Annotated in this window: 22 protein-coding genes and 2 rRNA genes (1 of these 24 running past the window's edge); 13 read left to right on the top strand and 11 right to left on the bottom strand. The window is 62.6% G+C overall.

The genetic code is table 11. The features are described 5' to 3' along the window. Nucleotides 1-142: 142 nt before the first annotated feature. Entirely contained in the window at nucleotides 143-700 is a 558-nt protein-coding gene (locus tag HWV67_RS19225; RefSeq protein WP_175652382.1) for a DUF1523 family protein, read from the top strand. Nucleotides 701-877: 177 nt separating this feature from the next. On the opposite strand, the gene HWV67_RS19220 is transcribed toward HWV67_RS19225, so the two are convergent. Beyond that, nucleotides 878-2,215 carry an OprD family porin gene (locus HWV67_RS19220; RefSeq protein ID WP_175652381.1) on the bottom strand — a complete coding sequence of 446 codons (1,338 nt, stop codon included), beginning with the start codon at nucleotides 2,213-2,215 and terminating at the stop codon, nucleotides 878-880. A 296-nt stretch (nucleotides 2,216-2,511) separates the two neighbouring features. Here HWV67_RS19220 and accB point away from each other — a divergent pair, with 296 nt between their 5' ends. From accB to HWV67_RS19170, 10 genes are all read left to right on the top strand, one after another. After that, the gene (gene accB, locus HWV67_RS31930) at nucleotides 2,512-2,958 is read left to right on the top strand and encodes an acetyl-CoA carboxylase biotin carboxyl carrier protein (protein ID WP_175652380.1); all 447 of its coding nucleotides are present in this window, start codon (nucleotides 2,512-2,514) and stop codon (nucleotides 2,956-2,958) included. Between the two features lie 4 nt (nucleotides 2,959-2,962). Beyond that, nucleotides 2,963-4,318, top strand: coding sequence for an acetyl-CoA carboxylase biotin carboxylase subunit (accC, locus tag HWV67_RS19210; RefSeq protein WP_175652379.1), 1,356 nt, complete (start codon nucleotides 2,963-2,965; stop codon nucleotides 4,316-4,318). Nucleotides 4,319-4,320: 2 nt separating this feature from the next. Next, a complete protein-coding gene (locus HWV67_RS19205) occupies nucleotides 4,321-4,728 on the top strand; it encodes an acetyl-CoA carboxylase biotin carboxyl carrier protein (protein WP_175652378.1) in 408 nt (135 codons plus the stop codon). Between the two features lie 4 nt (nucleotides 4,729-4,732). After that, nucleotides 4,733-5,500, top strand: coding sequence for a LamB/YcsF family protein (locus HWV67_RS19200; protein WP_175652377.1), 768 nt, complete (start codon nucleotides 4,733-4,735; stop codon nucleotides 5,498-5,500). Nucleotides 5,501-5,627: 127 nt separating this feature from the next. Beyond that, nucleotides 5,628-6,374 (top strand): SDR family oxidoreductase, encoded by a 747-nt coding sequence (locus HWV67_RS19195; protein ID WP_175652376.1) that lies wholly within the window; start codon nucleotides 5,628-5,630, stop codon nucleotides 6,372-6,374. A 94-nt stretch (nucleotides 6,375-6,468) separates the two neighbouring features. Then, nucleotides 6,469-7,170 (top strand): amino acid ABC transporter permease, encoded by a 702-nt coding sequence (locus HWV67_RS19190; protein ID WP_175652375.1) that lies wholly within the window; start codon nucleotides 6,469-6,471, stop codon nucleotides 7,168-7,170. Between the two features lie 6 nt (nucleotides 7,171-7,176). Further along, nucleotides 7,177-7,935, top strand: a complete 759-nt coding sequence (locus tag HWV67_RS19185) for an amino acid ABC transporter permease (RefSeq protein ID WP_175652374.1) — start codon at nucleotides 7,177-7,179, stop codon at nucleotides 7,933-7,935. A 14-nt stretch (nucleotides 7,936-7,949) separates the two neighbouring features. Further along, the gene (locus HWV67_RS19180; protein ID WP_175652480.1) at nucleotides 7,950-8,678 is read left to right on the top strand and encodes an amino acid ABC transporter ATP-binding protein; all 729 of its coding nucleotides are present in this window, start codon (nucleotides 7,950-7,952) and stop codon (nucleotides 8,676-8,678) included. 58 nt (nucleotides 8,679-8,736) lie between these two features. Continuing rightward, on the top strand, nucleotides 8,737-9,570 hold the full coding sequence (locus HWV67_RS19175) for a transporter substrate-binding domain-containing protein (RefSeq protein ID WP_175652373.1): 834 nt from the start codon (nucleotides 8,737-8,739) through the stop codon (nucleotides 9,568-9,570). A gap of 169 nt (nucleotides 9,571-9,739) precedes the next feature. Continuing rightward, a complete protein-coding gene (locus HWV67_RS19170; protein ID WP_175652372.1) occupies nucleotides 9,740-10,942 on the top strand; it encodes a pyridoxal phosphate-dependent aminotransferase in 1,203 nt (400 codons plus the stop codon). Between the two features lie 84 nt (nucleotides 10,943-11,026). Here the strand turns inward: HWV67_RS19170 and HWV67_RS19165 are convergent, their stop codons facing one another. The 3 genes from HWV67_RS19165 to HWV67_RS19155 are packed head-to-tail and all read right to left on the bottom strand — an operon-like array spanning nucleotide 11,027 to nucleotide 14,239. Next, on the bottom strand, nucleotides 11,027-11,998 hold the full coding sequence (locus tag HWV67_RS19165; protein WP_175652371.1) for a biotin-dependent carboxyltransferase family protein: 972 nt from the start codon (nucleotides 11,996-11,998) through the stop codon (nucleotides 11,027-11,029). Next, nucleotides 11,995-12,696: a 5-oxoprolinase subunit PxpB gene (gene pxpB, locus HWV67_RS19160; RefSeq protein ID WP_175652370.1), complete on the bottom strand. Its 702-nt coding sequence runs from the start codon at nucleotides 12,694-12,696 to the stop codon at nucleotides 11,995-11,997. The genes HWV67_RS19165 and pxpB overlap by 4 nt, the downstream gene beginning before the upstream one ends. 31 nt (nucleotides 12,697-12,727) lie before the next feature. After that, nucleotides 12,728-14,239, bottom strand: a complete 1,512-nt coding sequence (locus tag HWV67_RS19155) for an MFS transporter (RefSeq protein ID WP_175652369.1) — start codon at nucleotides 14,237-14,239, stop codon at nucleotides 12,728-12,730. Between the two features lie 271 nt (nucleotides 14,240-14,510). On the opposite strand from HWV67_RS19155, the gene nac reads away from it, so the two are divergent. Beyond that, nucleotides 14,511-15,425: a nitrogen assimilation transcriptional regulator NAC gene (gene nac, locus HWV67_RS19150; RefSeq protein ID WP_175652479.1), complete on the top strand. Its 915-nt coding sequence runs from the start codon at nucleotides 14,511-14,513 to the stop codon at nucleotides 15,423-15,425. Nucleotides 15,426-15,460: 35 nt separating this feature from the next. On the opposite strand, the gene HWV67_RS19145 is transcribed toward nac, so the two are convergent. The 5 genes from HWV67_RS19145 to HWV67_RS19125 all read right to left on the bottom strand — a co-directional run bounded on the left by HWV67_RS19145 (nucleotide 15,461) and on the right by HWV67_RS19125 (nucleotide 22,778). Continuing rightward, nucleotides 15,461-16,204 carry a class I SAM-dependent DNA methyltransferase gene (locus tag HWV67_RS19145; protein ID WP_175652368.1) on the bottom strand — a complete coding sequence of 248 codons (744 nt, stop codon included), beginning with the start codon at nucleotides 16,202-16,204 and terminating at the stop codon, nucleotides 15,461-15,463. A 137-nt stretch (nucleotides 16,205-16,341) separates the two neighbouring features. Further along, a complete protein-coding gene (katG, locus tag HWV67_RS19140; protein WP_175652367.1) occupies nucleotides 16,342-18,480 on the bottom strand; it encodes a catalase/peroxidase HPI in 2,139 nt (712 codons plus the stop codon). Nucleotides 18,481-18,789: 309 nt separating this feature from the next. Continuing rightward, nucleotides 18,790-21,225 (bottom strand): TonB-dependent receptor, encoded by a 2,436-nt coding sequence (locus HWV67_RS19135; protein WP_175652366.1) that lies wholly within the window; start codon nucleotides 21,223-21,225, stop codon nucleotides 18,790-18,792. A gap of 96 nt (nucleotides 21,226-21,321) precedes the next feature. Continuing rightward, nucleotides 21,322-22,275: a FecR domain-containing protein gene (locus HWV67_RS19130; RefSeq protein WP_175652365.1), complete on the bottom strand. Its 954-nt coding sequence runs from the start codon at nucleotides 22,273-22,275 to the stop codon at nucleotides 21,322-21,324. Continuing rightward, on the bottom strand, nucleotides 22,275-22,778 hold the full coding sequence (locus HWV67_RS19125; protein ID WP_175652363.1) for a sigma-70 family RNA polymerase sigma factor: 504 nt from the start codon (nucleotides 22,776-22,778) through the stop codon (nucleotides 22,275-22,277). Before HWV67_RS19125 ends, HWV67_RS19130 begins: the two co-directional genes overlap by 1 nt. Nucleotides 22,779-22,969: 191 nt before the next feature. Here HWV67_RS19125 and HWV67_RS19120 point away from each other — a divergent pair, with 191 nt between their 5' ends. After that, entirely contained in the window at nucleotides 22,970-23,263 is a 294-nt protein-coding gene (locus HWV67_RS19120) for a hypothetical protein (protein ID WP_175652362.1), read from the top strand. Between the two features lie 119 nt (nucleotides 23,264-23,382). Here the strand turns inward: HWV67_RS19120 and rrf are convergent. Next, nucleotides 23,383-23,498: ribosomal RNA gene (rrf, locus tag HWV67_RS19115) — 5S ribosomal RNA — on the bottom strand. A 146-nt stretch (nucleotides 23,499-23,644) separates the two neighbouring features. Continuing rightward, nucleotides 23,645-26,420, bottom strand: a 23S ribosomal RNA gene (locus HWV67_RS19110); it runs 114 nt beyond the window's last position.

Below are 26,420 nucleotides of genomic sequence, written 5' to 3'. Positions count from 1 at the left end.
TACAAGGCGTACCCGCGAACGCGGCCCTGAAAGGGTCACCTGCTTCTCAACTGGCTGGCGTTGACGCATTCTGTAACAACCATCCTGCGCAAACAGATGGCGTTACCCTCATATTCCTCCGTTTCTCGAGAGTGATCACTCAATGCCCTGGGTCAAACGTTCCATTGCCGTTCTCTGCCTGATAGTGGTAACAGTCGCTGCGCTGTGCTTTCACTACTATCTCCCACGCCACAAGGTGGTGCACATCACCGGCGTCGAAGTGAAAAGGATGGACGCAGATGGTGTCATCAATGCAGAAAATCCTGCAGATGGCCCTACCCGGGACGTGTACTTCATCAACACGGTATCGTCGGACGCTGATCGTGAAGTCGTCGTCTACCGCAATGAAGACACTGGCTGGGGGTTCCCTTGGTACTTCAAGTTCGACAGCGCTGATCTGCAGGCCAAAGCCCAGGACTATTCCCGTGATCAGAGCCAGCTAGCGGTGATTCGCTACTACGGGTGGCGCTTCCAGATCTTTTCAATGTTCCCGAACATCACTGACCTCAAGGCAACCACTAGCCGCTCGGAGCCTTTCCCGGTTTTCAACACCATCTTCTTCAGCGTGCTGCTGATCGTAGCGGTCACCATCGGCCTGGTGATCCGGCGACGGCTCCGGCTTAAGCGCGCGCCCATGGTCCCGAGTGACTCATCGCGGTAAGCGGCGTATGTGAGGCTGGCGTAGATACCCTGCTCCAGCACACGCACCATCAAGGCCTGGGTGGCTTTTTTGTATAACGCTGAAATCTTGATCCACCCGCGTCCGACGCAACACAAGGGCTACCTTCAGGAGCCTCAAGAAGGCGGCGGTCTTGAAAACCGCCGCCCTCCAGCTTGATCAGAACAGGTTAAGCGGATAGTCGATGATCACCCGGTACTCATCGGTGTCACGTTGCATGTCGGTACGGAAGGCGCCATAGCGCACCTGGGTGCTCAGGCCCTTGGCCGGGCCGCTCTGGACCACGTAGCCGAGGGTCATGTCGCGGGCCCATTCCTTCTTGTCGCCGCTGGCGGTCTCGATATGGTCGCCGTTGTAGTAGTTGGTCTTGAAGGTCAGGCCTGGCACACCGACGCTGGCAAAGTCGTACAGGTAGCGCAGTTGCCAGGTCCGCTCCCCGGCCCGCTGGAACTTGCCAGACATGGTTTCGGTAAAGAAGTAACTGGTCGTCCCCGCCCCTTCGTTGACCCACACCGCGTCGCTGTCACCATCCACCTGCTGATAGCCGGTGGAGAACGAATGCGCGCCCAGCGCGTAGGTGAACAGCACGCTGCTCAGGCGGCTGTCGACTTCGCCACGGGTGCGGCCGTTGCCGTAGTAGCCACTGCTATAGTAGTCCGGGTCGTGGCCGTTGCGCCCGTCGGAGCGGTTGTCCCAGACTCGCACGTCGGTGGTCAGGCGGCCGGGACCGAGATTGAAACCGTACACGCCGCCGATGAAGTTCTGTTTATAGAAGTTGGTCAGGTTAGCGTAGTAGTACTGCAGCATCAGGTCCGGCGACACCTTGTAGCGCCCACCGGCGTACCAGAACTCGTTGACGTGGGTGCTGCGGGTTGTGTTCACGCTCGGGTTGACCGGATCGACCGTGGCGTTGGAGCCGGCGATGGACAAGCCTTCCCAATCGGTCGACCCACGCTCCTTGACCCGGTCGATGCGTCCGGCGGTCAGGGTCAGGTTGTCGATGTCCTTGGACTCCACCTGGAAGCCGCGGAAGGTCTGGAACACCAGGCGGTCGCTGGCGAACAGCACCGGCAGTTGCGGCTGCAGGGTGCCGTAGCGGAATTCGGTGTTGCCCACCCGTGCCTTGAGGGTCGGGCCCAGGCTGGAAAAATCGCTGACCGCACGGCCATCGCTGTCGGTGGGGAAGATGTTGCCGTTGCTGGCGCTACTGGTGGGGTTGTAGTGACGCCCCTTGCCGGAATCCAGGCGAATGCCGAGCATGCCCACGGCATCCACACCGAAGCCTATCGGCCCCTCGGTGAAGCCCGAGTTGAAGTTGAGCACGAAGCCCTGGCCCCATTCCTGGGTGTAGTTCGGGTCGGCGGCGCCGTCGCGATTGTCCACGTGACTGAAGAAGTTACGCATCAGCAGGCTGGCGTGACTGTCGTCGATAAAACCGGCGGCGTGGCCGCTTTGGGCCAAGACCAGCCCGAGTACGCCCAACGGGTACTTCATCATCAGCAAATTCCCCAAGCCAAAAAAAGTGATCGGAAGTCGGCAGACAGATAAAAAGGTGCCGCCCCGTTCTGATTGAGGCCCGGGCTGCGTTATCGGACGGCCATTACACGCTACGGCCGTGGCGAACGGCCCGACCAAGACAACTTCGTTCTGGCTGGATAACGATCGCTTATGACCGTCGGGGGTCATAAGTCGCCCTTATCGCCCCACGCGCAAACCCTCTTGGCGCCGCCGGACAGCGCGCCTTTACAGTTCGGCCAGACGCAATCGACGCCCTGCCGCGAGAGGCCCTGCGAATGGAACAAACCCGCATCAAATCCCTGATCGACCTGATTCAGGCCAGCGACCTGAGCGAGCTCAGCCTGAGCGAAGGGGGCAGCACCCTGACCCTGTCGCGCCAGGCCACGGCGTCCCAGACCGCACCTGTCACTGCATCCGCTGCACAAGCAGTCCCGATGCCCGCAACCATCGTCGAAGCCGAGGCGCCCGCGCCGGCTGCTGCCGCCAGCCGCGATATTCCTTCGCCGCTCTACGGCATCCTCCACCTGACCCCCTCCCCTGGCGAACCGGCTTTCGTCACGGTCGGCCAGCGGGTCGAGGCCGGTGCGGTGCTGTGCATCGTCGAGGCGATGAAGATGTTCCATCAGGTCCAGGCGCCGTGCGCCGGGGTCGTCGAGGCACTGTTGGCCGAAGCCGGCAGCGAGGTCGAATCCGGCCAGCCTCTCGTGCGCATCGGAGACTGAGTTCATGTTCAATCGCGTTCTGATCGCCAACCGCGGCGAAATCGCCCTGCGCATCCAGCGCGCCTGTCACCAGTTGGGGCTGGAGACGGTGATGGTGTATTCCCAGGGCGACGCCGGCGCCGCCTACCTCGAACACGCCGATTTGGCGCTGTGCATCGGCCCGGCCGCACCTGGCCAGAGCTACCTCGATGCCGATGCCTTGCTCCAGGCCGCCCGCGCCTCGGGCGCCGGGGCGGTGCATCCGGGTTATGGCTTTCTGTCGGAAAACGCCGCCTTCAGCGACGCGGTGAGCGCCGCCGGCCTGACCTTCATCGGCCCCGACGGCGACTGCATCCGCCGCATGGGCGACAAGGTCGCCGCCAAGCGCGCCATGCGCGAAGCCGGCGTACCCTGTGTGCCGGGCCCGGACGGCGCGCTGCCGGCCGACCCGGAGCAGATTCGCAGCATCGCCGCCGAAATCGGCTATCCGGTGATCATCAAGGCCGCCGGCGGCGGCGGTGGTCGCGGCATGCGCGTGGTGCACGACGAGGAGGCGCTTGGCCAGGCCGTCAGCGTCACCCGCGAGGAAGCCCGCCGCGCCTTCGGCAACCCGGAGCTGTACATGGAGAAGTTCCTTGGCCACCCACGCCACGTGGAAATCCAGGTGCTCTGCGACCGCCACGGCAATGGTGTCTGGCTGGGCAGCCGCGACTGCTCGCTGCAACGCCGCCACCAGAAGGTTCTGGAAGAGGCACCGGCGCCGGGCATCGATGCCGATGAGCTGACGACGGTAGGCGAGCGCTGCGTCGAAGCCTGTCGCCATATCGGCTACCAGGGCGTGGGCACCTTCGAGTTCCTCTACGAGGACGGCGAGTTCTACTTCATCGAAATGAACACCCGGTTGCAGGTCGAACATCCGGTCACCGAGATGACCACCGGCATCGACATCGTCGAACAGCAATTGCGCGTGGCCCGCGGCGAACCCCTCGACCTGCGCCAGGAGCAGATCGTCACCTGCGGCCACTCGCTGGAATGCCGGATCAACGCCGAAGACCCGCGCACCTTCATCCCCACGCCCGGCACCGTGACCCGCTGGGATCTGCCCGGCGGCATCGGCGTGCGGGTCGACACCCACGTCACCACGGGCTACCGCGTGCCGCCCTATTACGACTCGATGATCGCCAAGCTGATCACCCATGGCGCCACCCGTGAACAGGCGATGGCAAGAATGCGCACGGCCCTTGCACAGTTTCGCGTCGAGGGCATTGCCAGCAACCTGCCGCTGCACCGGGAAATTCTCCAGGACCCGGCCTTCATCGCCGGCGCCGTGGACATCCACCACCTCGAGCACTGGCTCAACGACCGTCAGTCAGGGAACTGAACATGCGTATCGAAAAACTCCGCCAGTTGATCGGCTGGATGACCGATGCCGGGCTGGCCCGGATCGAATTCAAGACCACGGACTTCGAAGTCCGCCTGCAACGCAGCCCTGGCACGCCTGCCCCGGTGGCGGTAGCGCCAGCCGAAGCCGCGGTGGTAGTCGCCAGTACCAGCGTCACCTCCATGGGCTGCGGGCATTTTCACTCCCGCCATCCGGCCCGCGACACGCCACAGGCGAGCCCCGGACAGGCGATCCGTAGCGGCGATGTGATCGGCGTGCTGGCCGTGGGCGACCTGCTGCTGCCCGTCAGCGCGCAACAGGACGGCATCGCCGGCGACTACCTGGTAGCCGACGGGCAATTGGTGGATTACGGAAAACCTTTATTGGCATTGACTGGAACGGGAGCATGACGCCATGCGCATCGACCTGAACGCGGACCTGGGCGAAGGCTTCGGTCCCTGGAAAATGGGCGAGGACGAGGCCCTGATGGAGATCATTTCCTCGGCCAACGTCGCCTGCGGCTTCCATGCCGGCGACCCGCTGATCATGGACACCACCGCACGCCTGGCCCTGGCCAGGGGCATCGATCTGGGCGGGCATGTGGGCTTTCCCGACCTGCTCGGTTTCGGCCGGCGGCCCATGCAGGTGGATACACGGGAGCTGCAAACCTATGTCGTCTACCAGCTCGGCGCCCTGGCCGCCACGGCCCAGGTCAACGGCCACCGGCTAACCCACATGAGCTTCCACGGCGCCCTGGGCAACCGGGTGGCAGCGGACGCCGAACTGGCCGACGCGCTGCTGGCGACGGTCAAGGCTTTCGACCCGACGCTGATCGTCAGTTCCTCCACCAGCCAGGCCATGGAACGCGCGGCAGACCGGCACGGTTTGCGCATCGCCACCACCTTCCTCGCCGACCGCGCCTATGACCAGCACGGGCTGCTGGTGCCACGGGCACTGCCGGACTCGGTGATCAAGGACCCGGCACGGGTTCGCGAGCGGGTCCGGCAGTTTCTCGATAGCGGTACCGTGACCTGCTACACCGGCGAAGTCATCAAGGTACCGGCCTGCTCGATCCTGCTCCATGGCGACAACGCCAACGCCCTGGAACTGGCCCGGGCGATCCGCCGCGAAATCGAGAACGGCGGCGGACAGATCGTGCCGCTGTCGCAACTGGTCGGCTGAAACCAAGCAATAAGAAACGCTTATCGCCCGACAGCCAAACCGTCTTTGTCGACCGTTGAGCAGGGCCTTAGAGTCAATAAAACGCCCACCTGCTACAAGGGGGCGTCACACGATGAGGTACGGACACATGCCATTTTCCGATTACAAAACCGCGCTGGTCACCGGCGCTTCCTCCGGCATCGGCGCCGCCACCGTCGAGCGCCTGACCCGCGAAGGCATCACCGTCCATGCCCTGGCCCGCAGCGCCGACAAGCTCGCTGAACTGGCCCAACGTACCGGCTGCATCGTCCACGCCGTGGATGTCGCCGACCTCGCCGAAGTCACCCGCATCGTCGAAGGCCTGGACATCGACATCCTGGTCAACAACGCCGGCGTCGACCGTCCGGGCTCGATCCTCAATGCCCCCGCCGAAGGCATCGATGCGCTGATCGACGTCAACCTGCGCGCCGTGCTGCACCTGACCCGCCTGCTGGTGCCGGGGATGGTCGAGCGCGACCGTGGCCACGTGATCAACATCAGTTCCATCGCCGGCGCCTACAACTTCGGCGGCAACAGCACCTACCACGCCACCAAGGCGGCGGTGAGCATGCTCTCGCGCAACCTGCGCATCGACGTGTTCGGCAAGCGCGTGCGGGTCACCGAGATCTGCCCGGGGCGGGTCGCTACGGATATCTTCGAGCATGTACACGGCAACGGCGCCGAGATCCGCGCCAAGTTCATCGACGGCTTCGAGCTGCCGGTAGCGGCGGATATCGCCGAGGCCATCGCCTTTGCCATCGCCGCGCCGGTGTCGATGAATGTCGGGCATATGGAAATCACCCCGACCCTGCAGGTCCCCGGCGGCTTGCAGACCACCCGCCCGCAAGCCGACTGACCCCATCGCCGGACAAGAGCGGCGGGCCATGACCCAGCCGCCCCCCCACCCGGTTGCGAACGACCGCTGCCCTTGACCCGACAGGGTGATACCCATGTTCAAAGATTTCGATCTGGGGCCGATCCTGACCGGCGAATACGCCGATCTGTTGCTGCGCGGCGCCGGCCTGACCGCGCAGTTGATGCTCTACGCCTGGAGCCTGGCCATGGTCCTGGCGCTGCTGCTGGTGGTGATCCGCCTGACCAGCAAGCCGCTGGCCGAACACCTGGTGGCCGGCTACGTGTCCTACCACCGCAACGTGCCGACCCTGGTGCAACTGATGCTCTGGTACTTCGGCGTGCCGACCCTGCTGCCGGAGAACCTGCAACTGTGGCTGGCCAACTTCAGTACCGAGTTCATCTTCGCCGTGATCGCCCTGGGCCTGTGCCAGGCGGCGTACTTCTCCGAAGACCTGCGCGCCGGCCTGCGCGCCATTCCCGCCGGGCAGACCGAGGCGTCCCGCGCCCTGGGCCTGGGCTACATACGCTCGATGCGCTACGTGATCCTGCCGCAGGGAGTACGCAACGCCCTGCCCTCGCTGATCAACCACACCGTGCTGCTGTTCAAGAACACCAGCCTGGCAATGGCCATTGGCGTGGTCGAGCTGACCTACGTCACCCGCGAGCTGGAGAACTACACCTTCCGCACCTTCGAATGCTACCTGGTGGCGACCCTCGGCTACCTGGCGGTCTCGCTGCTGCTGATGGGGGCTGGCGCGCTGCTGGCCCGTCACTTCAATCAAGCCCGGGCGAGGTAAGCGGCCATGTTCGACGTATTCGTGATTGTCCGCGACAACTGGGAGCTGTTCCTCCTCGGTCAGTACCCGCACGGACCGCTGGGCGGCCTGGTCAACACCCTGGTGCTGTCGGCGCTGGCGCTGCTGATTGCCTTCCCGCTGTCGCTGCTGGTGGTGATGGCGCGCATCTCGCCGTTCGCCTGGGTGCGCTGGCCGGCCACGGTGTGGGTCTACGTGCTGCGCGGCGTGCCGCTGATCATGGTGATCTTCTGGACCTACTTCCTGGTGCCGCTGCTGATCGGCCGCAATATCAGCGGCTTCACCACCATGCTCTGCACCCTGGTGATCTACCAGAGCGCGTACCTCTCGGAGATCGTCCGCGCCGGCATCCAGGGCCTGCCACCCGGCCAGCTGGAAGCGGCGCGGGCCCTGGGCCTGGGCTACTTCCGCGCGTTCGGCTGGGTGATCCTGCCGCAGGCGCTGTTCAATGCCCTGCCGAGCCTGATCAGCCAGTTCGTCTCGATCATCAAGGAAACCACCCTGGGCTACATGATCAACGTGCAGGAGATGACCTTCGCCGCCAACCAGGTCAACAACCAATTGCTGACCCAGCCATTCCAGGTCTACGCCATCCTCGCCGTCACCTACTACCTGCTGTGCTACGGCCTGACCCGTCTGGCCACCGCCGTGGAGCGGCGCATCGAGCGCAAGCGCCAGGGTGACCGTGGCCAGCCGCAAGCGGCCACCGGCGGTGCTGCCCTTCCCACTTCCGAAGCTTCGAGATGACCGCCATGAACCCGATGATCATGTTTGCCAATGTCGACAAGTGGTACGGCGAGTACCGCGCCCTGACCACCATCAACGCCGAGATCCGCCAAGGTGAAGTGGTGGTGGTCTGTGGGCCTTCGGGCTCGGGCAAGTCCACCCTGATCCGCACGGTCAACCGCCTGGAGGCCATCCAGGGCGGACAGATCCTGTTCGAGGGCCACGACATCCACGGCACCGACGCCAACCTCAACCGCCTGCGTTCGCGCATCGGCTTCGTGTTCCAGAGCTTCAACCTGTTCCCGCACATGTCGGTACTGGACAACATCGTCCTCGCGCCGACCAAGCTGCGCGGCCTGCGCCCGGGCGCGGCGAAGAAACAGGCGATGGAACTGCTGGAGCGGGTCGGCATGGCGCACAAGGCAGGGGCCTACCCCGGCCAGTTGTCCGGCGGCCAGCAACAGCGGGTAGCGATCGCCCGGGCCCTGGCCATGGAGCCGCCGGTGATGCTGTTCGACGAGCCCACCAGCGCCCTCGACCCGGAAATGGTCGGCGAGGTGCTGCAAGTTATGCGCGGCCTGGCCCGCGACGGCATGACCATGATGTGCGTGACCCACGAGATGAACTTCGCCCGTGAAGTCGCCGACACCATCTGGTTCATGGATGCCGGGGAAATCCTCGAGCGGGCCACGCCCGAGCAGTTCTTCAGCCGCCCCGAACACCCGCGGGCGCAGCGCTTCATCAGCGACCTGCGCGCCCACTGAACCTCTCTCTTTTTTGCATGACTGCCCACTTCCGTCTCATTCTTCGAGGATCACCGCAATGCACAAAAAGCACGCCCGCCTGGCCCTGATGCTGCTGCCCCTGATCGCCGCCAGCGCCCACGCTGACCAATGGGCCGATATCCAGTCGAAGCAGACCCTCGGCTGTGGCGTCTACTCCGACGTACCGCCGTTCTCCTCACCCAGCCCGTCCACCCGCCAGCTCGAAGGCATGGATGTCGACCTCTGCGCCGCCCTGGCCAAGCACCTCGGCGTGAAGCTGGAGCTCAAGCCGCTGTCGGGCGAAGCGCGTATCGCCGAGGTGAAGATGGGCCGCGTCGATGTGGTGGTGGCCAACCTCGCCTACACCAAGAGCCGTGGCCAGCAGATCCAGTTCTCCGATCCCTACTACGTGGCCAAGGAAGTGCTGGTGGTGAAGGCCCCGCTGGCCGACAAGCCCAAGGCGTACTTCGAAGGCAAGCGCATCAGCGCCACCAAAGGATCGACTTCCGAGCAATCGATCCGCATGGCCAAAGCCACGCCGGTGACCTTCCAGGACACGGGCTCGGCCTACCTCGCCGTGCAGCAGAACAAGGTCCTGGGCGTGGTCACCAACACCATGTCGGCGAAGAAGCTGGTCAGCCAGGCCAAGGCCGGTGGCGTCGAGCTGGGCATCACCGCCGAGCCGATGGCGCTGGAGCCCATCAGCGTCGGCATGAAGCTTGAGCAGCCGGTGCTGCTGGACAAGGTCAACCAGGCCCTCTACGCCATGGACGCGGCCGGCGAGATCGATCAGATCTGGAACAAATGGATTGGCCCGCAGACCGAGTACAACCTGGTGCGCGAAGAGCGCGTGCAGAAACTTGCCGAGATGAAGTTCGAAGCCCTGGAATAACCCGTCCCCTTCTTGCTCCACTGCCCGGCCGCGCATCGGTCGGGCTTTTTTTTGCCTGCCCGGCGATCCATCCGATTCCCTTATGACTCCACAGCAAAGGGCTATTTGGGCAGGCCCGCAACGCACTTTTAAGCTGGGCGCAGTGTTCCCCCACCGCGAAGCCACAGCCATGCCCAGTATTGCCGAACGCCTGAACAACGTTTCCGTCTCCGCCTCGGTCGCGATGACCCAGAAAGCCCGCGAACTCACTGCCCAGGGCATCCAGGTGATCAGCCTGTCCTCGGGCGAGCCGGACTTCCCCACCCCGCCCCACGCCATCGAGGCGGCCCACGCCGCGGCCCTGGCCGGCGACACCAAGTACCCGCCCATCGAAGGTACCCCGGCGCTGAAGCAGGCGATCCAGGGCAAGTTCAAACGCGACAACAACCTCGACTACGAACCTTCGCAGATCCTTGTGGCTGGCGGCGGCAAGCAGGTGATCTTCAACGCCATGCTCGCCACCCTGAACCCCGGTGACGAAGTGGTGATCCCGACGCCCGCCTGGATCAGCTACGCCGATATCGTCAAGTTCGCCGGCGGCGTGCCGGTAGCCGTGCCCTGCAGCCAGGACAACCAGTTCAAGCTCAAGGCCGAGGACCTGGACGCCGCCATCACCCCGAAGACCAAATGGCTGCTGCTCAACTACCCGAGCAACCCCACCGGTTCGGCCTGCTCGCGCCAGGAAATGGCAGCCATCGCCGAGGTGATGCTGCAACACCCTGACGTGTGGATCATGACCGACGACATGTACGAGCACCTGATCTACGACGGCTTCGAGTTCTGCACCATCGCCGAGGTCGAGCCGCGCCTGTACGACCGCGTACTGACCGTCAACGGCGTGTCCAAGGCCTATGCCATGACCGGCTGGCGCATGGGCTACTGCGCCGGTCCGAAGGCGTTGATCAAGGCCGTGAGCAACGTCAATACGCAGAACAGCGGTGGCGTTTGCACCCTCACCCAGGCCGCCGCCACGGCGGTGCTCAACGGCCCGCAGGATCTACTGGCAGAACGCGCGGCGATCTACCAGCAGCGCCGCGACTTCGTCCTCGAGCGGCTGGCCGGTGTCGCAGGCCTGACCTGCCACAAGCCGGAAGGAGCGTTTTACCTGTTCCCGAACATCGGCGAGTTCATTGGCCGCACCAGCGCCAAGGGCCGCAGGATCGGCAACGACACCGACTTCTGCATGGCGCTGATGGAAGAACACCACGTTGCCACCGTGCAGGGGGCGGCGTATGGCCTGAGCCCGTTCTTCCGCCTGTCGTATGCCACCAGCGTGGAAATGCTGGAACAGGGTTGCGCGCGGATCGCCGAGTTCTGTGCCGGACTGCGCTGAATCGCCGAAAAATGAAAGGGGCCGCAAAGCGGCCCCTTTCATTTCCAGTGCACGTACCTGAACAGCAAGAGCCGCGAAGGCACTCTACAAGCGCCTTTCCACCAAGCGCCGAACCCCGGCCAGATACCCCTCGACCGCCACTTCAGCAGCAATCGCCTCTCGCGGTGTCACTTCGACAAAGCGAATACGGCTGCCAATTGCCGCCTGGCCCAGGCGCCACAGATCCGCCTCGATCACCCCCGCCACCTTGGGATAACCACCGGCCGTATTGGCGTCGCTCAGTTGCACGATCGGCTCGCCACCTGGCGGCACCTGTACCACCCCGGGCACCAGGCCGTAGGAGCGCATCTCGCTGCGGTGCTCGGGCTGGATCGGCTCACCGGAGAGGCGATACCCGGTGCGGTTGCTCTGTGGCGAGATCTTCCAGGACTGCGCCCAGAAGCGCGGCAGGTCGTTGCCGAACCAGTCCGCCTCGCCCGCCGCAATCGCCCGCAGCGGCAAACTGCCATCGGCTGGCAACGGAAATGCCTCGGCCATGGCCACGCCCGGTGGCTGCACGCCGTAACCGCCCGGGCCAATCGACAAGGCCGCCGCCACGCCCACCGCCAGGTTGTCGCCGGCCTGCAACGGGCGCCCGTCCAACCCACCGAAGCCGCCCCGCAGCGCGGTGCTGCGCGAGCCCATCACCTGCGGCACATCGATGCCCCCCGCGACACACAGATAGACTCTCGCCCCCTGCCGTGGATAGCGTATTTCCAGCTGCTGCCCGGCCTTCACCGGCAATGCCCACCAGGGCAGCAACTCGCGGCCGTCGAGAGTGGCACGGCCATCGGCGCCCGTCAGGGCGATCACCCCGTCCGCGGCAAAACGCACGGTCAGTGGAAAGGTCTGCACCTCCAGCGCCGCCGCGTCGGCGGCGTTGTTCAACATCAAGTTGCCGGTGCGCAGGGCCAGGTTGTCCATGGCGCCGGCACTGGCCACGCCGACATGGCGATGGCCCGGACGGCCGAGGTCCTGGACGGTGTTCTGCGGGCCAGTGGCGATGATTTCGATCACAGTTCGATCCTCTCGGGCAGGAAACAGACGGTATCGCCGGGGGCGAGCAAGGTGGGTTGCGCAGCCTGGGCATCGAACATCGGCGTATCGGCGAAGCCGATGGCGTTCCAGCCATTGGGGCCGTCGAGCACAGCGATGCCCGACTGCATGCCGCCAATGGTGACCATGCCCTTGAGCATGTGCAGCGACGGAATCTTTTTGCGCGGCATATGGATCGCCGGGTCGAGACCACCGAGGTAGCCGAAGCCGGGTGCGCTGGCCACGGCGAACACGCTGTAGCGCGACTGGTGATGACGGCGCACCACCTCGTGATCGCTGAGTCCGGAGTGGTCGCACAGCGCCGCCAGGTCGATGGCGTGTTCGCCGCCGTAGTGCACCGGGATTTCATGGACGCGGCCAACGCGGTCCAGCGGATCGGCGGCGCGCCAGAGCTGTTGCAGTTGTTCGATGACAGGTTGCGGCTCGGCCGGGATCTGGCGGAACAGCACCAGCAGGTTGGTCATGCCCGGGACGGTGGCTTCCACCTCCGCACGGGACAGCAATGCCTGGGAAAGTGCCCAGATCCGCCGCTGCGCTTCCAGGGTCAGGTCGCCCGGCGCTTCGAGCAGGTAGGCGCGGGCGCCGATCAGCGAGACCCGCGCCGCGGGTTCGGCGATGTAGGCCGCAAGCGGTCGCACGGCAGCCAGGGGTTGGTTCATGGAGGGATTCCTGTCACGGGGGATGAAGGGTTCAGCGCCGGGTATGCAGGTCGACCTGCGGCAAGCGCCAGGTCAGCCACACCGCCAGCAGCGCAGCCAGGGCACAAAGCAGCAAGCCACTGGCAATGGCCTGGGCCAGCGCGGTGCGGGCCAGCAGCAACCAGTCGGCGGGCAAGTCCGCAGCGCCACTCATCAGCACCTGCGGATCGCGCAGACGCTCGAAGGCGGCAGATTGGCCAGCAGCGTCCAGCGCCAGACGGATGTGCCGGGCGTACAACAGGTTGACCAGCGACCCCATCACCGCCGTGCCCAGCAACCCGCCGACCAGTCGCAGCGACTGCTGCAAGGCGGTGGCGATGCCTAGGTGCTGGCGCTCGGCGAGGGTCTGGGTGAATACGCTGAGGTTGAGCATGACGAAGCCCAGGCCCAGGCCCGCCAGCAGGATCAATCCGGTCATCTCTGCGAAGCGGGTGTCCTGCCCCGTGGCGGCCAGCCCGGCACAGGCACAGCACAGGGTGGTAAAACCGGCCAGAGGCAGCCAGTTGGGATTGGCCAGGCGGGTCATCAAGCGGCTGTTGACCATCGCGCCAAGGGTGATGCTCAAGGCCAGCGGGGTGATCAGCATGCCGGCCTTCTCCGGCGAATAACCGAAGCCCCCCTGCAACAGCAACGGCAGATAGAACAGCAGGGTAAACATCACTCCGCCCGCCAGCAGCGCGAGGCCGAACAGCAGGCGCATGCTGCGCTGTGCGAACAACGCACCCGGCACCAGCGGCGACGCGCAGCGCCGCTCCTGCCAGACCAGGCCCAGCAAGGCCAGCAGCGCCAGCACGCCTAGCGCCAGGCTCACTCCGGCGCTGCTGCGCCCCAGCCCCTCGACGAACAGTTGCAGCCCGCCCAGGGCCAGCACGATCAGCAATCCGCCGAGCCAGTCCAGACGCACCGGCGCGTGCAGCCTCGGCCGATACCACGGCAGGTAGCGCCAGGCGAAGAACAGCGCTGCCAACCCCAGCGGCAGGTTGAGCCAGAACACCGAGCGCCAGCCGAACTGGCCGGTGAGATAGCCACCGAGGCCGGGGCCGATGGCATTGACCACGCTGAACATCGCACTCAGCAGCAGTTGCCAGCGCAGGCGCTGGCGGGTATCGGGAAACAGCTCCGGCACGCAGGCGAAGGCAGTGCCCACCAGCATGCCGCCGCCGAAGCCCTGCAACACCCGCCCGGCCACCAGCCACGGCATGCTCGCGGCCAGCGCGCAGATCAGCGAGGCGAGCATGAAGATCACGGTGGCCACCAGCACGAAGGGCTTGCGTCCGTAATAGTCGCCGAGGCGACCGAAGATCGGGATGGTGACGATGGAGGCCAGCAGGTAGCCGGTGGCAACCCAGGCGTACAGGTCGAAGCCGTGCAACTGGGCAACGATACTCGGCAGCGCATTGCCGATCACCGTCTGGTCCAGCGCCGAGAGCATCAGCACCAGGGAAATGCCCAGCATGGCCAGCAGGGCCTGGCGAAAGCTCAATGCGGCGGGTTCGGCGATCATCTGCACACTCACAGGCTCAAGGAAATCTGAGTGTCACGGTACGAGCGCCGTGTGCGAGTGAAAAAGAGGACTTCGCTCTGGACGAATAAGGTCGGCTTATGACCCGCGCACCATTAACGAGCACTTCCTCGGCAAAGCACCTGTTTCAGTGCCGCAGCCGCATGGTTTTCAACGCCCAAAAGCCGCTCATAGGCGTTTCTTATGACCGCACGACGAGCTGGCGCGCTGCTTGCAAAACCTTCGGCACCACCGTTCTACCGAGTACCCGCCGATGAACCTGCGCCGCCTTAAATACTTCGTGAAGATTGTCGATATCGGCAGCATGACCCAAGCCGCCGATGTGCTGCATATCGCCCAGCCGGCCCTGAGCCAGCAACTGGTCACGCTGGAGGCGGAAATGCAGCAGCAGTTGCTGATCCGCACCAAGCGCGGCGTCACTCCCACCGAAGCGGGCAAGGTGTTGTACGCCCACGCCCAATTGATTCTGCGTCAGTGCGAACAGGCCCTGAGCGACGTGACGTCCAGCAGCGACGCACTGACCGGCAACGTCTCGGTGGGGCTGGCCCCCGGCACGGCGGCGTCGAGCCTGGCGGTGCCACTGCTCAAGCGGGTGCGCGAACTGCACCCCGGTATCACCCTCTACCTCAATGAAAACTACGGCGTAACCCTCAGCGAACTGATCATGAGCGGACGCATGGACATGGCCGTGCTGTATGGGGGCCGCGAAATCCATGGCCTGAGCTTTATCCCGCTGCTGCGCGAGCAGCTCTACCTGGTCAGTGCCGACGACAAGCTGGCCGGACGCGGTCAGATTCCGCTGACACGGGTCGCCGAGATGGACCTGCTGTTGCCGCGGCAATACAACATCGTCCGGCGCCTGGTAGACGATGCCTTCGCCCGCCTGGAACTGACCCCGAACGTGATTGCCGAGGTCGAATCGGCCACCACCCTGCGCAGCGCCGTGGTCGAACGCTTTGCCGCCACCATCCTGCCGGAGTCAGCCGCGCTGGCCGTGGGTGCGCAGAGCGGCGTGCACCTGAGCCGGATCGTCGAACCGGCGATCGAAGCGCCGCTGACGTTGTGCCTGTCTGGACACCTGCCGTTGTCGGTGCCGGCGCAGGCGGTCAAAGCGATTCTGCTGGAGCTAGTGGCGAGGATGCGGGATACGATGCCGTCGGCTGCTTGATCAGGGGGTGGCGGTGTCTGTGATCCGCCCTCGCCTCAGCTCTTCACGCAAGCAAACAATGCGTTCCCCGAGGCCTGATCCCACGGCACCAGCTTCTCGTAATCATGCTCCAGCACATGCACCTCGAAGTACGGCGCCAACAGCGCCTGCAGTTCGTCGAAGCTCACCGCCACCATCGGGTGTTCGTCATGCCAAACCTGGGTTTCCTCTGCCAGCGTCCGCTCGATGCTCAACCTCAGCGACTGCCGCTCGCCCTCCCCTTCGTAATGCCAGGCTGAACGAAACGCGAACCGGGCCTCGTCGAGAGTGTCGGTGTGGGAGACGAACGAACCGTTATCGATCCGCTGCTTGTCCACGGCGTTGAAGCAGAACACGCCCCCCGCCGCCAGTGCCGCATGCACGCTGGCGATGCAGGCTTTGAGCCGTTCGATACCGCCGCTGTAGTGGACGGAGTAGAGAAAACAGGTGATCAGGTCCACCGGCTCGGCGACACTGAAACCGCACATGTCACCGAGGGAGAATTGCGCTTCAGGGCAACGTAGCGCGGCTAGATCCAGCATCGGCTGGTTGATGTCGAGCCCGGCGCTCTGGTAACCGGCATCGATGAAGTGGCGCACATGAGGACCGGTGCCGCAGGCGAGGTCCAGGTGGCGTTTGCCGCCGTTGCCGAAGAGCTGCTGCAGGCGGTGGGCGCAATGGCTTTGCCCGCGGTAATCGATGCTGGCGCACATCAGGTCGTAGTAGCCCGACAGGTCGGTATAGAGAGCGTTGCCGGACATGGAAACCTGGATGTGAAGGGGTCGAGGGGGCGGCATTGTAGCCGAAGCGAATGCAAAAAAAGCCCGGTGAAGCAGAACTTCACCGGGCCTTCATCACGTCAACAGATCACCTGCCTTGCGACAGGCGCCGCTCTGCCTCAGGCGAGGTCGAAACGGTCCAGGTTCATCACCTTGGTCCAGGCGGCGACGAAGTCTTTGACGAACTTCTCCTTGGCGTCGCTGCTGGCATACACCTCGGCGTAGGCCCGCAGGATGGCGTTGGAACCGAACACCAGGTCGTTGCGGGTGGCGGTATATTTCACTTCGCCGGTCTTGCGGTCGCGACCTTCAAACAGCTCGGTGGAGTCGCCCACGGCTTTCCACTGAGTGCTCATGTCCAGCAGGTTGACGAAGAAGTCATTGCTCAACTCGCCGACGCGCTGGGTGAAGACGCCGTGCTGGCTGCCATCGTAGTTGGCGCCCAGAACCCGGAGGCCACCGACCAGTGCGGTCAGTTCCGGCGCGGTCAGGGTCAGCAACTGTGCGCGGTCGATCAGCAACGACTCGGTGCTGGCCGGGCTGTCGGTGTTGCGGTAGTTACGGAAACCATCAGCCAGTGGCTCCAGGTATTCGAAGGACTCCACGTCCACCTGATCCTGACGCGCATCGACGCGACCCGCAGCGAACGGCACATGCACGTTCACACCCGCCGCCTTGGCCGCCTGTTCAACACCCACCACACCGGCCAGCACGATCACGTCCGCCAGCGAAGCCTTGTTGGCCGCCTGCTGCACCGCTTTCAGACGGTCCAGGGTGCCGACCGCGAGTGCGTTGACCGCCCAGTCCTTCTGCGGTGCCAGCGCCAGCCGTGCGCCGTTGGCGCCACCGCGCTTGTCGCCGCCACGGAAGGTCGAGGCCGAAGCCCAGGCCACCGAGACCAGTTCGCTGACCGACAGACCCGATTCGGCGATACGCGCCTTGATGTCGGCGATGTCGTCCGCGCTCGGGTGATACAACGCTGCCGGCAGCGGGTCTTGCCAGATCAGGTCTTCGTTCGGCACTTCCGGGCCGAGGTAGCGGGCTTTCGGGCCCATGTCGCGGTGGGTCAGCTTGAACCAGGCGCGGGCGAAGGCATTGCTGAACGCTTGCGGATCATTGAGGAAGCGCCGCGAGATCGCTTCGAAGCCAGGGTCGAAACGCAAGGTCAGGTCGGTCACCAACATGGTCGGCTTGCGTTTTTTCGACGGGTCGAACGGGTCGGGCATGATCTCCGGCGCGTCCACCGCTTCGAACTGAATGGCACCTGCCGGGCTGCGCGTCTGCACCCATTCGAACTTGAACAGGTTCTCGAAGAAGTTGTTGCTCCACTGGGTCGGGGTCTGCGACCAGATCACTTCCAGGCCGGAGGTGATGGCGTGGGCGCCGACACCGCTTTCATAGGTGCTGGCCCAACCCAGGCCTTGGGCCTCGATGCCGCCGGCTTCCGGGTCGACACCAACGTGGGTGGCGGCGCTGGCACCGTGGGTCTTGCCGAGGGTGTGACCACCGGCGATCAACGCGACGATTTCCTCATCGTCCATCGCCATGTTGCCGAAGGTGGCGCGGATCGCGGCGGCGGCCGAAGCAGGATCACCGCTGGCGTTGGGGCCTTCGGGGTTGACGTAGATGAGGCCCATTTCAGTGGCCGACAGCGGGTTCTTGGCCAGGGTTTCCGGGTCGCGGTGAGTCAGCCAGGCTTTCTCGTCGCCCCAGTTGACGTCCAGGTCCGGTTCCCACACGTCCTCGCGGCCCGCGCCGAAACCAAAGGTGCGGAAGCCCGAGGACTCCAGCGCCACGTTGCCGGCCAGGATCATCAGGTCAGCCCAGGAAATTTTCTGTCCGTACTTTTGCTTGATCGGCCACAGCAGGCGGCGCGCCTTGTCCAGGCTGACGTTGTCGGGCCACGAGTTCAGCGGCGCGAAGCGCTGCTGGCCACGGCCCGCACCACCACGGCCATCCACTGTGCGGTAGGTACCGGCGCTGTGCCAGGCCATACGGATGAACAAGCCGCCGTAGCTGCCCCAGTCGGCCGGCCACCAGTCCTGGGAATCGGTCAGCAGCGCCTTGAGGTCGGCCTTGAGCGCGGAGTAGTCGATCTTTTTGAATTCTTCGCGATAGTTGAAGTTCTCCCCGAGCGGGTTCGAACGGTCCGAATGCTGGCTAAGCAGCTCTACACGCAGTTGGTTGGGCCACCAGTCGCGATTGCTGGTGCCACCACCGGCTGTATTGTGGAACGGGCATTTACCTTGGTTCGACATGCTGCTTTCTCCTTTTTCCTCAGCAGACCGGCCCTCTGTGTAGCGACCGACGATAGAGCAAGACTAAAACGGCGCCACCGATGAAACAAATTTATGAATTTTATTGAATCGATAGCTATTTCCTTCTTGGCGACACGAAGGAAATGTCCATCGATCATTAAGTTCCATTCCGTATGACGAATCGTCGACGGGCGGTGGTGGTTGCGGGGAGAAAGTAAAGCAGAGGCGCCGGGACTGCTCCATAGCCCCGGGGGGATGAAAGGTTCACAGATCATTACCAAGAGAGGCCTGGAGTAGCCGTGGGCATGGTCAGAAATCGACTGTTGCAGACAATTTCAGCGTCCGTGGCTCACCCTGGGTCAGGTAATTGTTGGCTGTCGACGCCGAAGCCCAATACGCCTTGTTCGCCACGTTCTCGACATTGGCGCGCAGGGTGATGTACTTGTCGTCCGCCTTGAAGCCATAGCGTGCGCCGAGGTCGACGCGGGTCCACGCCGGGATGCTCAGGGTGTTGGCCGCGTTGACGTATTCGCCGCCGGTACGCAACAGGCGACCACTGACCGCCGCCCCTTCAATGCCCGGCACATCCCAGTCAGCGCCGACGTTGAACTGGAAGCGCGGCACGCCCGCAGCACGGTTGCCGTCGGTGGCGCCGTTGGAGGTTTTCTTCTGTTCGGTGTCCATCCAGGTCGCACCGGCCAACACCCGAAAGCCATCCACCGGTTCGCCGAACAGGTTCAGCTCGACACCCTGGTTGATTTGCTCACCATCGACGCTGAATACGTTATTCGTCGTGGCATTGTTCGGTTGTTCGATGCGGTACACGCCGAAGGTGGCACCGTAACTATCCCAGTCGAGCTTCACGCCGGCTTCGGTTTGTTTGCTGCGTTTGGGCGGGAACACCTCGTCGCGGTTGCTGACTGTAGATGGCGCCGTCGGGCCTTGGGCCAGTCCTTCAATGCGGTTGGCGTAGAACGACACATGCTCCCAGGGCTTGATCACGACCCCATAGACCGGCGTGGTGATGGACTCTTCATAGTTGGCGTTGCGCGCACCGCTGCTGGTCGCCCAAGCGTCAACCTCGATGGTTTGGCGACGTACACCGAGGGTCAGCAGCACACGGTCATCGATAAAGCCAAGGGTGTCGGACAGGGCGATACTTTTGATGCGATTTTTCCCGACGATGCGTGGGTCATGGATATCACTGCCGAAGTAGGTGTTGGTCGGGCGGGGAATCTGGATCGGGTTGTAGAGGTTACCGGGCTGGCGATTTGCAGCCAGGATCGCCTCGAACGACGACCGCTGCTCGCCCCACATGCCAGACAGGCCAAAGTTCATCTGATGGCTGACCGCACCGGTGTTGAAGCGACCATTGAGACCGGCCACCGCGCTCTTGTTGTCTTCATCATGGGGCGAATAGAGAAAGCCCGTACGCGCACTGCCGTCGTTGCCGACATAAAGCGAGGAATACTCGCCATTCTCCCGGGTGTGCTTGGCACCGATACCGGCGTAGGCGGTCCAGTTGTCGTTGAGGTCGTATTCGCCGTTGACCATGCCGTAGGTGTCTTCCAGCTCCGACCAGCTCCAGTCCTGGGCGTAGTTGTCCTTGGCCGACGGGGCGTCCGGGACCTTGGTGCCGTTGGGGTAGACCACCGAACGACCGTTGTTGATCCGCTGTTTCTGGTAGCCGAAGTCAGTCGACAGGCGCAGGCGCTCACCACGGTAGTCGAGGCCAACAGCGATCAGCGAGGTGCGTTTGTTTTCGTCGTCAATGGCGGTGTCGCCGCCGCGCTGGGCCAGGTTGATCCGCGCACCAAAGCGGTTGTCTTCACCGAAGCGCTGGCCCAGATCGAGGTGGCCACCAACCTGGGTGTCGCTGGTGTAATCGAGGGTGACGCTGCGGGTCGGGGTGTCATCAGCCCGCTTGGGCACCAGATTGACGCTGCCCCCAATGCCGCTGCCCTGTGGTGCAACGCCGTTGAGGAAGGCGTTGGGTCCCTTGAACAACTCGACCCGCTCCACCGCTTCGGTATTGATGATCTGCCGTGGCAGCACGCCGTAGAGACCGTTGAAGGCGATGTCATCGCTCTGCAGCGGCAACCCGCGAATGGTGAAGACCTGGGAGAAGTTGCCGAAGCCCGCCGATTGGCGCACCGAGGCGTCGTTGAGCAGCACGTCACCGATGGTGCGGGCCTGCTGGTCGGCCATGGCCTTGGCGGTATAACTGGTGACGCTGAAGGGCACATCGTTGATCGAGCGGTTGCCCAGCACGCCAAGCCGCGCACTGCGCGCCACCTGGCCGCCGGCGTAGGTGTCGCCGATCATGCTCGAGGCGGCATCGACATTGGTCGCGCCCAGTTCCAGCACATCGCCGCTGGACAGCGGGGCCAGTGTGTAGCCGTTGCCGCCGGCGCTTTGCAGGGTATAGCCGCTGCCCTGAAGCAGCAGCGCAAAGCCGGCCTGCGCGGTATAGCTGCCTTGCAAGCCGGGGCTGCGGCGGTCATTGAGCATCTTCGCGTCGAACGACAGCGGCACGCCGGACATAGCCGCGAACTGGGCCAGCACGTCAGCCAACGGACCGGGCGCGATGCTGTAGCTACGGGCACCGCTGTTCGGCATGGCATCAGCGGCCATCACGCTGTGCGCCGGCATCAACGCCGCGAGAGCGACAGCCAGGCTCAGGGCCTTCATGGCTACACGTGGTGGGCTGATTCGGGAGATGGACTGCAACGGCCTGGACGTCATTCGGAGCTCCTGTCGGCGCCTGAAAAGTGAGGGTTCACTTGCACACCGAAGGAGCGGGAAAAAGGTATCAGTCTGCGCACGATTTTCTTTCGTGGCTCAGGCCGGTTCGATCGCGACCCAGTAACGGGTCAGGCTGCTGATGCGGATCGGCAGGGTGTCCTGCAGCAAACGCAGGCTGGCGTCGGTGTCCGTCAAGGGGAACGCGCCGGAGACGCTGAGCCCGGCCACCCTCTCATGACAGCGCAGTACGCCGGGGCGATAACGGCCAAGTTCGGCGAGCAGATCGCTCAGGCGCATATTGCGGGCGACCAGCATGCCGTGCTCCCAAGTCAGGGCAGCGGCGTCCAACGGTTCGGCGGCGGCAGTGCGGTCAAGGCCGAACGCACTCTGCTCACCGGCCTTGAGAATCAGGCCCTGGCGCGCATGAAGCGGCAACATTTCTACCGCCCCTTCGCTCACCGCGACATGGCTGAGCTGCTCGCCGACCCGGACGCTGAAACGCGTGCCCAGGGCGCGGGCGGTGCCGTGGCGGGTCTCGACCATAAAGGCGCGGGACGGGTCCTTGGCGGTGCTGATCAGGACCTCGCCTTCCAGCAGTTTGATCCGCCGTTCCTGGGCATTGAAGGCGATGTTCAGGGCGCTGCCGGTGTTGATCAGCAGTTGGGTGCCATCGGGCAAGGTCAGGTTTCTCTGTTCGCCGATGGCGGTGCGCTGGTCGGCGCTCCATTGCTGCCAGGGCAGCTCGCGGGATGCGATCCATACGGCGGGGCCCGCTAACAGGAACAGGCCGAGGCGATGCAGCGCCTGACGACGGCCGATTCGCTTGCTGTCGTTCAGCCGCTGGAAGGTGTCGCTGGCCACATTGCCAGGTACGGCGCGCAGATCGCCCAGCAGGGCTTCAGCCCGCTGCCAGGCCTGAGCGTGTTGCGGGCTGCGGTCGCGCCAAAGCTGGATGGCGTGATGATCGGCTTCGGTAGCGACGCCGGACTGCAGTTGTACCAGCCAGTCAGCGGCTTCGCCGAGGATCAGCGGGTCGATGGACGAATTCATCAGGCCACGCTCAGGCAAGCGAGGAAGGCGTCGCGCATGTCGCGTTTGACGGTGATCAGCGAGACGCCGAGTTGTTCGGCGATGTCGTTGTAAGTCAGGCCGTCGATCTGTGAGAGCAAGAAGGTCTGGCGGACGCGGCTGGGCATCTCGCGGAGCATGGCATCGATGCGATGCAGCGCTTCGAGGATCAGCCAACGGGTTTCCGGCGACGGGACTTCGAGCTCGGACAGGTAAGCGATGGACTCCAGGTAGGCGCGCTCGACTTCCTGGCGCCTCCAGCGGTCGACCACCAGGCCTTTGGCGATATGGGTCAGCAGTGCGCGGGGCTCAGAGCCAAAGGTTCTGCTCTGGCGCGTCAGCAGGCGTATGAAGGTGTCGTGGGCAAGGTCCGCAGCATCGCTGGCATTGCCCAGTTTGCGGCTGAGCCAGCCATGCAGCCATCCGTGATGTTCGCAGTAAAGGTTTTCGATATGCAGATGAGGTGCGCGATCAGTCGACGACATAGAGACCACTGAACACCGGCCTACGACGGCTGGATGTAATTAAGAATTGCTATCAATTCTATCTGTAGGCCGTCGCTGATGGCAATTGCAACAAGGTAAGTACTGACCGACGGGACGCGGTACCTGGCTGTCGTCCTGTGCGAAAATGCCGGGCTTTTTGTTCACCCGATTGGAGATTTACAGTTTTGGTAATGCATTACTCAACGAACGGCGATGCGGTCGCCTGTGGCCGCGCTGGCAATAACCTGAGCACTACTGCAGTGGAAGCCGATGTGGATTGCAAATCGTGCCAGCGCTCACTGACCAAGGTCGAAGCCGCCCCCGTGAAAAAGGCACCGTCGCTGGCGGAACTGCGCAAGCAGCGTCAGGCGAGCCAAGTGAAGGCCACTCCGTTCTGCTTCAAGGCCAACTGGCGCGTGCGCCTGTCGGCCCGTCCTGATCGCTGCCGTCTGCCACGAGGCGTTGCACCTCAGGCATTCGTGTAAGCCAGCCCGCGGGGTTCAGCCCCGCGACTTCCTTGAAGTGTTCAATTGCAGTTCCGAGATAAAAGCCGGAAAAGACAAAACCCCTACCTGCATACGCAGATAGGGGTTTCGGAATTTAATCTTGACGATGACCTACTCTCACATGGAGAAGCTCCACACTACCATCGGCGATGCATCGTTTCACTGCTGAGTTCGGGATGGGATCAGGTGGTTCCAATGCTCTATGGTCGTCAAGAAATTCTGTGTGCTCGTCCGCCTTTCGACGTCCGCGCAAATCGGGTATGTGATGTTTTGTGGGTTCACGAATTTTCGAGCGTTTCGTCTTCACCACCACAATTCGGTGCCCTGTCTCCAGAAGCAGTCAAATTGCTTGGGTGTTATATGGTCAAGCCTCACGGGCAATTAGTATTGGTTAGCTCAACGCCTCACAGCGCTTACACACCCAACCTATCAACGGCGTAGTCTTCGACGGCCCTTCAGGGAGCTCAAGGCTCCAGTGAGATCTCATCTTGAGGCAAGTGTCCCGCTTAGATGCTTTCAGCGGTTATCTCTGCCGAACATAGCTACCCGGCAATGCCACTGGCGTGACAACCGGAACACCAGAGGTTCGTCCACTCCGGTCCTCTCGTACTAGGAGCAGCCCCTCTCAAATCTCAAACGTCCACGGCAGATAGGGACCGAACTGTCTCACGACGTTCTAAACCCAGCTCGCGTACCACTTTAAATGGCGAACAGCCATACCCTTGGGACCGGCTTCAGCCCCAGGATGTGATGAGCCGACATCGAGGTGCCAAACACCGCCGTCGATATGAACTCTTGGGCGGTATCAGCCTGTTATCCCCGGAGTACCTTTTATCCGTTGAGCGATGGCCCTTCCATACAGAACCACCGGATCACTAAGACCTACTTTCGTACCTGCTCGACGTGTCTGTCTCGCAGTCAAGCGCGCTTTTGCCTTTATACTCTACGACCGATTTCCGACCGGTCTGAGCGCACCTTCGTACTCCTCCGTTACTCTTTAGGAGGAGACCGCCCCAGTCAAACTACCCACCATACACTGTCCTCGATCCGGATAACGGACCTGAGTTAGAACCTCAAAGTTGCCAGGGTGGTATTTCAAGGATGGCTCCACGCGAACTGGCGTCCACGCTTCAAAGCCTCCCACCTATCCTACACAAGCAAATTCAAAGTCCAGTGCAAAGCTATAGTAAAGGTTCACGGGGTCTTTCCGTCTAGCCGCGGATACACTGCATCTTCACAGCGATTTCAATTTCACTGAGTCTCGGGTGGAGACAGCGCCGCCATCGTTACGCCATTCGTGCAGGTCGGAACTTACCCGACAAGGAATTTCGCTACCTTAGGACCGTTATAGTTACGGCCGCCGTTTACCGGGGCTTCGATCAAGAGCTTCGCGTTAGCTAACCCCATCAATTAACCTTCCGGCACCGGGCAGGCGTCACACCCTATACGTCCACTTTCGTGTTTGCAGAGTGCTGTGTTTTTAATAAACAGTCGCAGCGGCCTGGTATCTTCGACCGGCATGGGCTTACGGAGCAAGTCCTTGACCCTCGCCGGCGCACCTTCTCCCGAAGTTACGGTGCCATTTTGCCTAGTTCCTTCACCCGAGTTCTCTCAAGCGCCTTGGTATTCTCTACCCAACCACCTGTGTCGGTTTGGGGTACGGTTCCTAGTTATCTGAAGCTTAGAAGCTTTTCTTGGAAGCATGGCATCAACCACTTCGCGCTCTAAGAGCGCTCGTCATCAGCTCTCGGCCTTAAGATCCCGGATTTACCTAAGATCTCAGCCTACCACCTTAAACTTGGACAACCAACGCCAAGCTGGCCTAGCCTTCTCCGTCCCTCCATCGCAATAACTAGAAGTACAGGAATATTAACCTGTTTTCCATCGACTACGCTTTTCAGCCTCGCCTTAGGGACCGACTAACCCTGCGTCGATTAACGTTGCGCAGGAAACCTTGGTCTTTCGGCGTGGGAGTTTTTCACTCCCATTGTCGTTACTCATGTCAGCATTCGCACTTCTGATACCTCCAGCAAGCTTCTCAACTCACCTTCACAGGCTTACAGAACGCTCCTCTACCGCATCACCTAAGTGATACCCGTAGCTTCGGTGTATGGTTTGAGCCCCGTTACATCTTCCGCGCAGGCCGACTCGACTAGTGAGCTATTACGCTTTCTTTAAAGGGTGGCTGCTTCTAAGCCAACCTCCTAGCTGTCTAAGCCTTCCCACATCGTTTCCCACTTAACCATAACTTTGGGACCTTAGCTGACGGTCTGGGTTGTTTCCCTTTTCACGACGGACGTTAGCACCCGCCGTGTGTCTCCCATGCTCGGCACTTGTAGGTATTCGGAGTTTGCATCGGTTTGGTAAGTCGGGATGACCCCCTAGCCGAAACAGTGCTCTACCCCCTACAGTGATACATGAGGCGCTACCTAAATAGCTTTCGAGGAGAACCAGCTATCTCCGAGCTTGATTAGCCTTTCACTCCGATCCACAGGTCATCCGCTAACTTTTCAACGGTAGTCGGTTCGGTCCTCCAGTCAGTGTTACCTAACCTTCAACCTGCCCATGGATAGATCGCCCGGTTTCGGGTCTATACCCAGCGACTAAACGCCCTATTAAGACTCGCTTTCGCTACGCCTCCCCTATTCGGTTAAGCTCGCCACTGAATATAAGTCGCTGACCCATTATACAAAAGGTACGCAGTCACCTAACAAAGTAGGCTCCCACTGCTTGTACGCATACGGTTTCAGGATCTATTTCACTCCCCTCTCCGGGGTTCTTTTCGCCTTTCCCTCACGGTACTGGTTCACTATCGGTCAGTCAGTAGTATTTAGCCTTGGAGGATGGTCCCCCCATATTCAGACAAAGTTTCTCGTGCTCCGTCCTACTCGATTTCATTGATAAGAGATTTTCGTGTACGGGGCTATCACCCACTATGGCGGCACTTTCCAGAGCCTTCCACTAATCTCAAATCAACTTAAGGGCTAGTCCCCGTTCGCTCGCCACTACTAAGGGAATCTCGGTTGATTTCTTTTCCTCAGGGTACTTAGATGTTTCAGTTCCCCTGGTTCGCCTCTTACACCTATGTATTCAGTGTAAGATAACCATCTTATGATGGCTGGGTTCCCCCATTCAG

Origin of the sequence: Pseudomonas sp. Marseille-P9899, from assembly GCF_903166565.1 — a bacterium.
GTDB lineage: Bacteria > Pseudomonadota > Gammaproteobacteria > Pseudomonadales > Pseudomonadaceae > Aquipseudomonas > Aquipseudomonas huaxiensis.
This window is presented reverse-complemented; position numbering and strand designations above follow the sequence as displayed.